The organism is Actinopolymorpha singaporensis (assembly GCF_900104745.1).
GTDB classification, from domain to species: domain Bacteria; phylum Actinomycetota; class Actinomycetes; order Propionibacteriales; family Actinopolymorphaceae; genus Actinopolymorpha; species Actinopolymorpha singaporensis.
Window position 1 is genome coordinate 3,281,611 of the sequence record NZ_LT629732.1, and the last position, 12,535, is coordinate 3,294,145.

The window sequence follows — 12,535 nt, forward strand, 5'->3', positions numbered from 1 at the left end:
CTAGGCGTTCGCATGCCGGCTCAGCGCAGCCCGTTGTCCCGAGCGCGGCGGTGAGGCGGTGTGGCGCAACAAGGCGTCCACGACGATCGGCCACGTGACGCGCGGCACGCCCTGGCCGATGCCGGGCAGTGTGAGCAGAGTGGCGCCCGGGATCTCCGCGGCCAGGGCCACTCCGTTCGGGTGTGGGAAGAACGGATCCTCGTCTCCGTGCACCACCAGGGTCGGCGCGGTGATTTCGCCCAGTCGCTCGCGCCACCGCGGCCGGCAGTCGATGGCCGCGAACATACTGCCGAGGTGGCTCGCACGCTGCGCCTTCGCCGTCCGTCGTGCCCGGTCGAACACCGACCCGGCAGCCGTCCGTACGTCCTGCTCGTCGAATCCTCGCGATCCGGACATCAGCCGCGCGGAACCAGTCATGTAGTCGACCACGCTGGCGTGCTCGGTCCAGTCCGGCTTCGGACGCCCGAACAGCTGCTCCATCAGCTCAGGTGCGTGATCTGGCAGGTCGGGATCGACCGGGCCGGGCGCGATCGGACGGGTGGATACCAGGGTCAGCGACGCGACCTGGTCGGGATGGTCGAGCGCGAGCAGCTGCGCGATGAAACCCCCGACGCCCATCCCGACCACGTGCGTACGCCCCAGCTGCAGTGCCTCCAGCAGCTCGGACGCATCAGTCACCAGGTCGCGCAGGTCGTAGGTGGGCGCGTCCGGGTCGACGAACGTCGACTGGCCGGCGTCGCGCAGGTCGTAGCGCACCACGTACCGCTCGGCCAGTGCCGTGCACAGCTGATCCGGCCAGCTCAGCATGGTGACCCCGATCAGTAGCACCGGTGGATCCGCCGGATCTCCGAAGGTCTCCACGCACAACTCGACACCGTTGACCTTGATCTGCATTTCCACTCCGTCTGGTTCATGGGCTGGTACGAGGCAGCGCCAGCGCGATGGCCTGTAGTAGACAGACCACCTCCCGCCGCAAAGCTCATCGGTCGGCAGCCCACTTCGTGCCTCGACGAGGCACTCCGCGTGCCTCTGATGCGGTCCTGACGACGCTCGGGGCGTTTTGGACTTTCGGGCTACCGTCCTAGCGTCTGTGTGGTGGACGGTCACAAAGGGCGACTGCTCCGACGGCCGCTGATAGTGGTTCTGCTGAACCTGGCATTGGCCGCTGCCTACTACGGGACCGCGCAGATCGGGCTGATGATCGGATTGGCTCACGGGCACATCAGCCCGTTCTGGCCACCCACCGGTGTCGCCATCGTCGCGCTGCTCGTCCTGGGAAGCGAGTTGTGGCCGGGGATCTTGCTCGGAGCCGGGGTCGGAAACGTGTTCACCGGTCCCGTGATCACGGCGGTTCCCACTGCTGCCGGTACGACCCTGGCCTGCCTGTGCGCTTACTGGGGGCTGCGAAAGGCGAACTTCCGGATCGAACTGGATCGGCTGAAGGATGCCCTGGCCCTGGTGTTCCTCGCCGCGTTCGGGGCGATGCTCATCAGCTCCACGCTTGGGACCATGCAACTCCTGCTCACCGGCGTGGTGTCGGGCCATTCCTTCGTCCCCACCTGGCTCACCTGGTGGACGGGTGACGCGATGGGTGTGCTCATCGTGGCGCCCCTGCTGCTGACCCTGATCAACATTCCGTGGCGTCAATATCGCTATGTCGACTCCGGACGATTCACGGAGATCGCACTTCTGTTGGTCGGATCTTTCGGAATCATGGTGTTTGGCGAACAGGGGCTGGGAGTGTCGTTCCTCGCGTTCCCGCTGCTGGTCCTCGCCGCCTGGCGGTTCCAGTTGCCGGGCGCGGCACCAGTCAGCTTGCTCCTGTCTGCTGTGGCCATCCACGCCGCGGTGCACGGGACGGGCACGTTCGCCGGCCACGACCAGCTCCACACGATGGTGATACTGCAAGCCTTCAACGGCTCGATCGCCCTGACCGGGCTCCTGCTGTCGGTGGCCATCACCGAACGAAACCGCACTCGCGTGGAACTCGAACGCACCTGCGCCAGGCTCGGAGAGGTCATCGAGCACATCGACCGCGCCATGCGGCCGGACAGGGCGGCGTCCCCGCTCCGGCACTGGGCGGAGGAGAAGCAAGCCACTCCCAAAGGGCGGGGCTGACCCCTGTGCCCCGCTGGTCTGTGCACTTCACCGGTGTAGAGGAGGGCCGACGAGCGGCGTAGTGTCGAACACGCTCGCGGCGGCGAGTGTCGCGCGAAGGGCCGGAGCCGGAGGCGAGAGGATGCAGGGCACGGAGAGCGAAATCGACGGCTTTTGTGCCGGGTGCCGTTCCAAGGCCAACCTGCCTCGGTACGCAGGTGCCCGTGTCTCGCGAACCCAGGAAATCGACCAGGTGGTCCGTGGACGGCTGGATCGTGCCGATCCCAGCACCCTCGACGGATTCTCGCATCCACCGCGGTGCCGACGATGTGGGGCTTTGCTGTGGGAGCGTTCGGCAGACACACGTGAGTTGCCGGTCGAGCCTCCGTACGATTCGAACGATCCACGGCGATCGGTCAGGCCGGACATTCTGGATCGCGAGTTCCTCGCCACGGCCGACAAGCACACGTTGCTCGGCACGCTGCTGGACGCCGCGTTGACCCACTGCGGTGCTGACGCGGCCAACGCACAACTGATGGACCCCAACCGGAAAGGCCTGTACATAGCCGCCCACCGAGGATTCGAACGCCCGTTCCTCGACTACTTCGAGTGGGTCGACGGCAACGGCTCGGCATGCGCGGTCGCGGCGGCCGAGCGCTCAGCTGTCATTGTTCCCAACGTCCTGCGCAGCCCGCTGTTCGACGATGCGACCAGGCGGGTGATCCTCGACGCCCGAATCTCCGCGGTGCTGTCGATCCCTCTGCTCAGCTCCACCAGGCAACTCCTCGGGGTCTTCTCCTGCCACTATCGCGCCGGTCGGACACTGACGGGCCGCGTGGCCCCATTGCTCCATGTCGTGGCGGGCGCAGCCGCGTGGTCCCTGCAACGGCACCTGCCCTGAGCCGGCACCACCTGACCAGCCGGCCGCCGACCTCCGCCGGCGGCACCGAGATCCCGCGGTGCTTCGTGGACGCGACTCGCGAGATGCTCCCGGCTTGACTGGTCGGCCGTGTCAACCGCTGGTTGCATGCGGGAAACCTAGACCCAGGCTGCAGGGGCGGACGGCAGGTCAGCGGCGGGTGAGGGCGCGCTCCAGCAGATCGTGCAGGGCGTCCTGTTGCCTGGGGGAGAGGGCCGCGAGCGGCGAGTCCTCCACGAGGAGGTCCAGCAGCTGCCCGCGCAGCTTGCCGCCCCTGACGGTGAGTTCGAGCTGCTTGGCGCGGCGGTCGGTGGGGTGCGGCCGGCGTTGGATCAGGCCCTGTGCCTCCAGCTTGTCGACCACGAACGTCGCGTTGGACGGCTCGCAGCCCATCCGCTCGGCGAGACCGCGCATGGTCATCGGGCCGGTCAGCTCGCGCAGCGCGGTCGCCTGTGCCGCGGTGAGGCCAAGCCTGGCTGCGCGATCGCGTACGTGCTCGTCGATCTGGTGGGCCAAGCCGTTGACCAAGCCGCACAGCTCACGTTCGGCGGTGACCTGCTGCTCAGGAGGCTTCGGCTTCATGGGGCTCACCCTAGCTCGATACGTCAAGCCTGAATGATCGGGAGCTTGAATGATTCAAGTTGGAAGCTTACGGTCGGGATCATGACTACCACGCTTCCCGTCGACCGCGACCGGCTTCACCAACCGCCCCGCCTCCGTTCGCTGCGGCTCGGCGACACGACGCTGACCTACGTTCCGGACGGTACGGCGCAACTGCGTCCACGTGGCTGGCTGCCCGACACGACCGACGAGGTCTGGGCGGCCCATCCTGAGTACCTCGCCGAGACCGGCGACCTCGTCGCCGGTCTCGGCGCGCTGCTGGTGGAACGCGACGGACGCGCCCTGCTGATCGACGCGGGCTTCGGCCCGCACTCGCTGCCGGCGACACCGGGCGGCCCGATCGGCGCCATCACGTCCGGTGCTCTGCTGGACAACCTGGCTGCGATCGGACGTGATCCGGCCACGATCGAGGCTGTCGCCGTCACCCACCTGCACACCGACCATCTCGGCTGGGCCTGGCAGCCCGCTCCCGGAACGGGGGACGCGCCCGTGCTCGCTCACGCCGACTGTCTGGTAGCGGAGCCGGAGTGGAGGCAGCGCCACCTGGCCGAGGCGGACGGCACCACTCCGGAGATCCTTGCCGCACTGGCGCCGCGGGTGCGAACGGTGACCGACGGCGAGGAGATCTTTCCCGGCGTACTCGCTCGGGTGACCGGCGGCCACACTGCCGGCCACACGGTGTACGTCATCACCGCCGGCGAGCAGCGGGTCGTGGCGTTCGGCGACGCCATGCACTCGCCGATCCAGGTGGCGCATCCGGAATGGTCGGCCGTCAACGACCACGACCGCCACCTCGGTGCTGTACGCCGCCGCGACCTCGTGGCCGAGCTGAGCCGTCCTGACACCATCGGCTACGGGAACCATTTCGCCGATGTGGTCTTCGGCCGCGTCCGTCCCGACGGCGAGCAGTCGTCGTGGCTGCCCGTCGCGACCGAGGAGCCGTGACGGCCGCCCGGGGTCAGGAGGTGGAGTCCCTGCGGAGCAGGGTGGCCGCGCACTCGGCGGCGAGATCCTCGGCGTGGCGCGGGATTCGCTGCCCGGAGCGGTAGTGGCGGCGTACGACGGAGTACGGCAGGTCAACGATGGCCATCCGTACCAAATCCTTGTCGCGGTCGGAGGTACGGCCCAGCCCGCGACCGATCTCGCCAACGGCACGAGTCACCTGGCGGTTGCCGCGGCGATGCCGGTCGCGGTCCTCCTCGGGCCATTCGGGTGCGTCGAAGTCGGCGGCGGCGTAGAGCAGGATCGTCGCGTCCGCGGGGTTCGCGCGACTCCAGGCGACGACATGCCGGGCGGCGGCCTGTGCGGCGGCGAGCGGCGTGTCCTGCTCGACCGCGACCAGGAAACCGGCCTGGAACCTTTCCAGGGAACGCAACCACAGTGCGGCGAGCAACGCCGGGCGCCCGGGGAAGCGGTGGTAGACAGAGCCGCTGGGTGCTCCGGCCGCCCGGGCGACCGCGGCGACCGTGACGGCGCGCGGGCCCGCGTCGGCGACCAGGGTGGCCGCGGCGTCCAGTAGCCCGTCGACGTCGTGGCGAGGTGGTCTGCCCATGCGGGTGAGTGTAGGGGGCCGGGACCGGGCCTGGTCGCGAGGAGGCAGGGAGGGCGACGACCATTTTGGAGACATCCCTCCAGTGGCGAAAAGTTTTGGAGTACAGTCTCCAAAACAGGTTCCGAGCGCTGGAGGGGACGACATGAGGTTGCCGGAGGTGTGGGGTGCGCGGCCGGAGGAGCTGGCGGCCGACCACCCGTGCGACGGATACTTCACCGGACGCACGACGTCGTTGTTCCGGGCCGTGACGGTGCGGGCCGACAGGCCCACGGTCTTCCGGTGGCTGTGTCAACTGAGGGTTGCGCCATACAGCTACGACTTCGTCGACAACGCCGGCCGGCGCAGTCCGCGCGATCTCACGCCAGGGCTCGACCACCTCGAGAGCGGCCAGCCGTTCATGCGGATCTTCACCCTGGTCGACTTCACCTACGACCGCGACGTCACGTTGGTGCTGACCGACCCAGCGGGCCGGCGGATGTTCGGCGAGCTGGCGGTCACCTACGCGGTTCGCCCGAACGAGAGCGCGAAGTCGGGTGAGGAGGAGACCCGCCTGCTGGTCAAGCTCGTCCTGCCGGAAGCGCGCCATCCCGCCGCCTGGGTACGCCAGTCCCTGCTCGGCTGGGGCGACCTGGTGATGATGCGGGCACAGCTGCGCAACCTCGCCCGCCTCGCCGAACGAACCACGCGGAGCCGGGCGCAGGCCCCTGCGGCCCGCTGAGCTCCCCGGCTAGTCGTCGGCGAGCTGGCGGGCGATGGTGTCCGACCAGGCGTCGACGTCCTTCCAGTCGCGGAAGTCGCCGTACTTGCCGCGAATCCCCCGGTAGAACAGCCGGCCCATCCGTGACAGGTGCCCGGGCTGGATCGCACCGGCGAAGACGTGGTGGTCGCGCGGTCCGATCGTGTCGCTGAACTGCCCGACCACCTTGGGGTTCTCGCCCGCGAGCATGCCGGCGAACCGGAAGCCCTGCTCCGCGGCAGCCGGGCCGAGACCGACGCTGAACAACCACACCGGCCGGCACACGAGCGCGGCCTGGTTGCGTCGTACGTACGCCTGGGCCTCGGTCGGCCAGGCGCCGCCGTACACCCCGCACCCGAGCACGGCCGCGTCGTACCCGTCGACCTCCGGCGCCCGGTCCACCGGGTGCACCTCGACCTGGTTGCCGTACTCGTCGAGACTCGCCGCGATGCGCTCGGCGATGCCGCGGGTCGAGCCGTTCCTGCTCGCGTACGCCATCAGGACAACAGCCATGGTGCGCTCCCCATCCGGGCCGGTCAGGACGAAGGCTCGTCGGGCGCCGGCCGGCCGGCCGGCGCCCCGTCGGCGCCGAGCTCGCGGGCAAGTTCGCGTGCCCAGGAGTCGATGGCCTGCTCGTCGCCGAACCGGCGGGCGTCGTGTTGCGAGCGCCCGGCGTAGATCGCGCTGCCGAGCACGCAGGCGTCGTACCCCTTGACGGTGTGCGCTGCCTTCGCGGGGGCGACCTGTACTTCCAACCCGGCCGAGATCAGGTCCGCGCCGATCCGATCGGCGATGCCGGCGGTCGCGCGGTTCCTGGTCGCGTACGCCACGAGCACGCGCGTCGTCACCATGCACCTCCCCGCACGCCACTCCCGCACGCTCCGGCACACCTCGCGTACCTCGGTGCCTTCGACCATGGGACCCCGCGCCCGTACGACCGGGACAGGGGCGGAGGTCCCGTCGGCAGCCCGGTAAGGCACGACCCGGACGGTGCGGGTTCATCCCCGGCGGGTGGTGTCGAGGCAGACCTCACTGGTCAGCCTGCTGATGCGGGACCAGTGACCGGTCCGGCACGGCCCGGCCGAGGGGAGTGCAGTGATGCCGTCCGACCCGAGCGCCGCAGGCTCCGCTCCCAACGGCTCCCCGCCGGCGCCCGAATCCCCGCCGATTCCCGACCCGCCGGAGACTCTGGAACCGCCGCAGACTCTGGAACCGCCGCAGACTCTGGAACCGCCTGAGGTGCCCGCCCCGGCGCCGGGCGTTCCATCGCACCGGGCGGGCGACGGCAGGCGAACCGGTTCGCGCAGCGGTCGAAGCCGGCGCGGAGTAGGTCGGGGGACCAGCCGGCCGAGCGGCAGTATCCCCAGCCGTGGCGTGGCCACCGTCCTGCTCGCTCTCGGGGACAGCTGGGGGGCCATCCTCTTCCTCGGCTGCGCGAGCCTCGTGCTCGGTGCCGCCGTGGTCGCTCGGCTTCACGTGACTCCGGCCGGCTGGCCCGGCGCGTCGACGAGGATGATCGGCGTCCTGCTCGGCGCGCAGATCCTGCTGTACGGCTTGTGCCACCTGCTCCGGGCGATGGCGGCGCCCGACGTGGACGGCGGCCGCCGCGTGTTGGTGGCGCTGCTCGGCATCGAGGCGCTGGTCGTGGGTGTCCTGCTGGTCCGCGGGGTCGGCGGCACGGTGGCCGCGCTCGGGCTGGTGGCCGGGCTGTTCTGGCTGGTGGCGGGGGTGATCGCGGCCCTGTCGGAGTTCGTGGGCCGGGCGCGGCCGGGGCGCGGCCCGGCGATGCTGGGCGGGCTGCTCGCGATCGCGGCGAGCATCGCGGTGCTGTCGTACCCCGAGGCCTCCCTCACCGTGACCGCCGACGTCCTCGGCTGCTACGCGACTGTCCTCGGCGCTCTGACCATCGTGCAGGCGTTCCAGGTCCGGAACGCCAGGACCGCCCGCCCGGCGGACCGGGACCGGGCCGACAGTGGCGTCGCCGCAGGCGGCTGAACCGGTTCGTACGCCGCGGGCCGACTACACCGGCGCGGTGTACGGCTCCCTGCTCGCCGGTTCGGTCGTGGCCGGAGCCGGGGCGGGCCAAGCTGGCTGGCGCTCGTGGTCGCGGTGGCCGGTGGGGTTTCTGGGCGGTGATCGCGACCGCCGAGGCCGGCGCAGGTCGTTCGGTCATCGTGCTGTCGGCGTTCGTCAACCTTGTCCTGGGGCTGGCCATCATCATCGGCGTGAAGAGCCTGATCCCGCACTGAGCCGGTGTCGATCCGTGTCGATCCGGTCAGTACGGGACCAGGCTCCTCGTCCGGCTCGGCTCAGGCCGGCGCCGACCGCCCCTGCCCCGGGATGCGGCCCCGGCCACCGGCGGCCTGGGCCTGTCCGACGAGTTCGGGGAGCTTGCGGACGCTGAACGCCGCGAAGATCTCCGTGACGCCGTACAGGATCATGCCGATCCCGATCAGGTTGACCAGGAGCAGCACCTGGCGACCGGGCGAGCTGATCGCCCACATGCCCAGCACGATCTCCAGGGCACCGAGGATGAGGCCGACCCACCACAGGTGCCGCCCGACCGAGGCCAGGCTGGCGACGAGCGTGAAGATTCCGCTGATCACGAGATACCACGCCACGAAGACCGAGAGCACGAACAACGTCGGCCCCGGCCACACGATCGCGGCGATCCCGGCCCCGACGCCGAGGACACCACCCACGATCCACAGCCAGCGCCAGTTGTCCGCCCGCGAGGCATGCATGAACTGCGAGATGCCGCCGAGGATGAACGCGATGCCGGCCAGGATGGCCAGCGAGACCACCGCGGCCGGGCGCAGGCTCAACAGGAGCATGCCGTACAACGTCCACAGCACGCCTACAGCGAGGTAGAGCCACCACAGCTTGCTGACCGACTCCGCCATCTCCATCGCCGGCGCCTCGCCACCCATCCGGGCTTCCCGGGCCTCCCGGGTGCCCATGTCCTCGGCTCTGGTTCCTTGCGGCGCCTGCTCCGGAATCTGCGCGCCCTGTGCCGTGGGAGCCCCGCGCTGCGGGCGCTGGGGGGTCTCTGGGGATTCGCCTGACATCTCCACCCCTTGGGTCGGGTCCGGCTGTGCCGCGGCACACCTGGACGGCCTTCCGCTTCGCGCACGCCGGTCCGGCGTACAGGTGAACGATGTCTCCCACGATCCGTCGGCGGCTCATCCTGATCGGGTGAATTGACATCCTCCCGGACTGAAGTCTGGGGATTCCCGTACCGCTCACGCGGCCGGTTGGTTGGCGTTGCCAGCAGCGGATGTGGCTGTTGGACTGATAGCCCGTTCACGGCTTCCTTTCGGCCCGAGGGTTGTCGCCTCGCCTCGTGTCCCTGCCAGAACCAGGCCCGCGCCCGCCTTTACGAGCGGGTCCGGCGACTGAGGTCCAGGGCTAGAACCGAACAGAGGGCGCGGTCAGCGACCATTGAAGGCATCCGCGGCCGAAGACGAACTCCTGGCCAACCTGCGCCGTCGGGAATGGTCGGATCGGGCAGGATCGCGTTGGATGGTGCGCATGGGTAGGCAATCCGCACTCGTCCTGTCCGCCGCGTTGGTCGCGCCGCTGCTCGGCGTCGCGCTCACCGCCGGCTCCGCCACCACCGCGCCGAACGCCGCGCCGAACGCTCAGCCAGTCGCGGCAGCGGCGCCCGCCGTCCATACCGGCCGCGCGGATCCGGTGCTCGGTACGCCGCGGCTGCTCGGGGTGCGAACCGTGCCGAAGGGGCTGGTCGTCGGCGGCCTGTCCGTCGGAGAGCTGTCCGGCATCGACCGCGACCCGCGCACCGGTCGGTGGTACCTCCTGTCCGACGACTCCGAGGACGGCCCGGTGCGGATGTTCACCGCCCGGTTCGACATCTCCGACGCCGGGGTCGGGCAGATCGGGTTCACCGGCGCCACCGCACTCGAACGCTCCGACGGCTCGCTCTTCCCGCCGTTCGCGAGCGACGACCCGGAGGTGGCCGACCCGGAGTCGGTCCGCGTCGACCCTCACGACGGAAGTCTGTACTGGACCAGCGAGGGCAAGCGGGTGGTGCCCGCGAACGGGTCGGCGCCCGCGCTGATCGACCCGTGGGTACGCCAGGCGACGTTGGACGGTAAGTACGTACGCCAGTTCACCGGCCCGGCCGTCCTGGCGATGCGCGCCGATGAGGTGGGACCACGGGCGAACGCGACGTTCGAGGGAATGACCCTCACCACTGACGGGCGCCGGCTGGTGACGTCGATGGAGGGTCCGCTCTACCAGGACGGCCCGCTGCCGACCATCGACCACGGCGCGGTCACCCGGCTGACGTGGTACGACAAGCGCACCGGCCGCGCGTTCCGCCAGCTGGCGTACCCTCTCGACCCGATCCCGGTGGCGCCGAACCCGCCCACCGCCTCTGCCGACAACGGCGTCAGCGAGCTACTGGCCGTCGACCGGCACCGCTACCTCGTCCTGGAACGCTCCTACGCCGCCGGAGTGGGCAACACCATCCGGCTGTACGAGGTCGACGACCGCGGCGCGACGAACGTGCTCCGGCGGCACAGTCTGGCCGACGGCGGGTACCGGCCGGTGCGCAAGCGGCTGGTGGTGGACTTCGCCGACCCCGCCAACGCCGGCCTCCCGCATGTCGACAACCTGGAGGGGATGGCCTGGGGGCCGCGGCTGCCGAGCGGTGAGCGGACGCTGGTGTTCGTGTCCGACGACAACTTCAACCCCACCCAGGTGACCCAGGTGGTGGCGCTCGCGATCCCGCGCTGGTCCCCGAGCTGACCCCGCGGAGGTCAGCTGGTAGCCAGTGCCTGCGCCAGCCGCCGCAGGCGTTCGCCGTCGAGCACACCGGGGGCCACCGCGGCGAGCTCGCGCAGGGACAGGTGGCCGAGGGTGGCGACCCGCGGATTGTCCAGCAGGCCGGGCACGGCCGACTCCATCGACGCGACCGCGCCCGGGTCGGCCAGCAGCTCGGCCACCGGCGAGGTGAGCGTGTGCCGCCCGGCGGGGAACTCCTCCGGCTCCGGCAGCGGCGTGGTCGCCCGCCGCACCTGCTCGCGCTGGCGGCGCAGCAGCAGATGCTCCGGTCCGACGTCGCCGGCGGTCGGCAGTCCCAGCCGGGCGAACTGCTCCGGTGGCGCCTCCTCGGCCCGCATCAGCTCCACCATCAGCCCGGCCAGGCGGGTCTCCACCTCGTCGTCGACCAGCGGGTCGTCCTGGTGCGGGTCGTTGTCGAGGTCGAACAGCATCGAGCCGTGGAGATAGGTGTTGGCCAGCGGCTCTCCGGGCACGCGGAGCACCGGGCAGCCCTTCGTGAACCCGAACGGCGGGCTGAGCTGGGCGTCGCGCAACTCGTCGACGCGGAAGCGTTCGCGCATGTGCGTGGGCATGAGGGTGTAGCCGTAAAGCGGGCCGTTGGCCGGATCGGCGCACGCCCGCATGTAGACGTACCGCCCGTCGGTGATGTTGACGTGGCCGCCGAAGCTGCCGAACAACCCCACCTCACGCACGGGCGTGTCGCCCGCGACCGTCGCCCCCAGCGGCACGCCGTGCATGTCCGGCGGGCGCTGCACGCCGAAGTGGTCCAGCAGGGTGGGCGCGATGTCGATCGTCTGCACCAGGCTGGACCGGCGTTGCCCGGCCGCGTGCGGTGCGCGCGGATCCCAGACGAACAAGGGGTTGTGGATGTTCTCGTCGTACCACGGCTGGGCGTTCTTGCCCCACCAGCCGTGCTCGCCGAGCAGGAACCCGTGGTCGGTGGCCACGATCAGCATGGTGTCCGACCACATGTCGTGGGCGTCCATCGCGTCCAGCACCCGGCCCAGCGAGTGGTCGCACATGCTGAGCAGCGCGGCGTACTCGAAGCGCACGTGCTCGACCACCTCGGGCCGCTCGGTCACCCGCTTGTAGTCGGGCCAGTCGTGGTGTGGCCCGGCGTAGGCGTGCGGGTAGAGGTCCTTGTACTGCTTGTACGTGAAGAACGGCTCGTGCGGGTCGAACGTCTCCAGGTGCAGGAACCAGTTGTCCTGCGCGTGGTTGGTGTCGAGGAACTCGATCCCCGCGTCGAAGGTGCGGCTTTGCGGATGGTCCTCCTCCTGGCGCAGGTGCTCGCGGTTGATCCAGTCCTGCCGCCAGGTCGCGCCGCGGTTGATCTTGGGGCTGTCGGGCACGTGCGGGTCGGCCACCTGGCCCTTCCACGCGTCGCCTTCCTGCCCGCGGAAGAACTCCCAGGAGTCGTAGCGGCCGTGGTAGGTCGCGCCGCCGTCCTCCCAGTAGTGCTGGTGGTCGCTGGCCAGGTGGGTGTAGACGCCGTGCTCGCCCAGCAGCTGCGGCATCGAGTCGTCGAAGGGTTCCAGCGGGCCCCAGTCACGGTGCAGGAAGTTGTACCGGCCGGTGTGCAGCTCACGGCGGGCCGGGATGCACGGCATGCTTCCGCCGTAGCACCGGTCGAACGTCGCGGACCGCCGCGCCAGCCGGGAGAAGTTGGGTGCGTGCACCCAGTCGTTGCCGTAGGGCGGCAGGAAGCGGCGGTTGAGCGTGTCGAAGAGCACCAGGATCGCCTTCACCGGACCTTCCTACCAGCCGGCGCGGACAACACGCCCGGCGCGACGCGGGCCGGCAC

General features: G+C 70.3%; 13 protein-coding genes. 6 read left to right on the forward strand and 7 right to left on the reverse strand.

From position 1 onward, the window contains the following. Positions 1-894, reverse strand: a complete 894-nt coding sequence (locus BLU27_RS14910) for an alpha/beta fold hydrolase (protein ID WP_092654283.1) — start codon at positions 892-894, stop codon at positions 1-3. A gap of 201 nt (positions 895-1,095) precedes the next feature. Here BLU27_RS14910 and BLU27_RS14915 point away from each other — a divergent pair, with 201 nt between their 5' ends. Beyond that, a complete protein-coding gene (locus tag BLU27_RS14915; RefSeq protein WP_241827434.1) occupies positions 1,096-2,118 on the forward strand; it encodes an MASE1 domain-containing protein in 1,023 nt (340 codons plus the stop codon). A gap of 121 nt (positions 2,119-2,239) precedes the next feature. Then, positions 2,240-2,998, forward strand: coding sequence for a GAF domain-containing protein (locus BLU27_RS14920; protein ID WP_157728544.1), 759 nt, complete (start codon positions 2,240-2,242; stop codon positions 2,996-2,998). Between the two features lie 168 nt (positions 2,999-3,166). Here BLU27_RS14920 and BLU27_RS14925 read toward each other — a convergent pair whose 3' ends face one another. After that, complete coding sequence (locus BLU27_RS14925) at positions 3,167-3,598, reverse strand: MarR family winged helix-turn-helix transcriptional regulator (RefSeq protein ID WP_092654287.1); 432 nt, start codon at positions 3,596-3,598, stop codon at positions 3,167-3,169. 81 nt (positions 3,599-3,679) lie between these two features. Here BLU27_RS14925 and BLU27_RS14930 point away from each other — a divergent pair, with 81 nt between their 5' ends. Then, positions 3,680-4,582, forward strand: a complete 903-nt coding sequence (locus tag BLU27_RS14930; protein ID WP_172804955.1) for an MBL fold metallo-hydrolase — start codon at positions 3,680-3,682, stop codon at positions 4,580-4,582. Between the two features lie 13 nt (positions 4,583-4,595). Here the strand turns inward: BLU27_RS14930 and BLU27_RS14935 are convergent, their stop codons facing one another. Beyond that, positions 4,596-5,189 carry a TetR/AcrR family transcriptional regulator gene (locus BLU27_RS14935; RefSeq protein WP_092654289.1) on the reverse strand — a complete coding sequence of 198 codons (594 nt, stop codon included), beginning with the start codon at positions 5,187-5,189 and terminating at the stop codon, positions 4,596-4,598. A gap of 142 nt (positions 5,190-5,331) precedes the next feature. On the opposite strand from BLU27_RS14935, the gene BLU27_RS14940 reads away from it, so the two are divergent. After that, positions 5,332-5,907, forward strand: a complete 576-nt coding sequence (locus tag BLU27_RS14940) for a hypothetical protein (protein ID WP_092654291.1) — start codon at positions 5,332-5,334, stop codon at positions 5,905-5,907. A gap of 9 nt (positions 5,908-5,916) precedes the next feature. Here BLU27_RS14940 and BLU27_RS14945 read toward each other — a convergent pair whose 3' ends face one another. Beyond that, positions 5,917-6,438: a flavodoxin domain-containing protein gene (locus tag BLU27_RS14945; protein WP_092654293.1), complete on the reverse strand. Its 522-nt coding sequence runs from the start codon at positions 6,436-6,438 to the stop codon at positions 5,917-5,919. A gap of 23 nt (positions 6,439-6,461) precedes the next feature. Beyond that, positions 6,462-6,776 carry a flavodoxin domain-containing protein gene (locus BLU27_RS14950; protein ID WP_157728545.1) on the reverse strand — a complete coding sequence of 105 codons (315 nt, stop codon included), beginning with the start codon at positions 6,774-6,776 and terminating at the stop codon, positions 6,462-6,464. A gap of 523 nt (positions 6,777-7,299) precedes the next feature. Between BLU27_RS14950 and BLU27_RS14955 the strand changes: the two genes are divergently transcribed. Continuing rightward, positions 7,300-7,920 carry an HdeD family acid-resistance protein gene (locus tag BLU27_RS14955; RefSeq protein WP_092654297.1) on the forward strand — a complete coding sequence of 207 codons (621 nt, stop codon included), beginning with the start codon at positions 7,300-7,302 and terminating at the stop codon, positions 7,918-7,920. 314 nt (positions 7,921-8,234) lie between these two features. On the opposite strand, the gene BLU27_RS14960 is transcribed toward BLU27_RS14955, so the two are convergent. After that, the gene (locus BLU27_RS14960; protein ID WP_241827435.1) at positions 8,235-8,885 is read right to left on the reverse strand and encodes an HdeD family acid-resistance protein; all 651 of its coding nucleotides are present in this window, start codon (positions 8,883-8,885) and stop codon (positions 8,235-8,237) included. Between the two features lie 571 nt (positions 8,886-9,456). On the opposite strand from BLU27_RS14960, the gene BLU27_RS14965 reads away from it, so the two are divergent. Then, positions 9,457-10,695, forward strand: a complete 1,239-nt coding sequence (locus BLU27_RS14965) for an esterase-like activity of phytase family protein (protein ID WP_092657729.1) — start codon at positions 9,457-9,459, stop codon at positions 10,693-10,695. 11 nt (positions 10,696-10,706) lie between these two features. Here the strand turns inward: BLU27_RS14965 and BLU27_RS14970 are convergent, their stop codons facing one another. Next, the gene (locus tag BLU27_RS14970) at positions 10,707-12,479 is read right to left on the reverse strand and encodes a sulfatase (RefSeq protein ID WP_092654299.1); all 1,773 of its coding nucleotides are present in this window, start codon (positions 12,477-12,479) and stop codon (positions 10,707-10,709) included. Positions 12,480-12,535 lie beyond the last annotated feature (56 nt).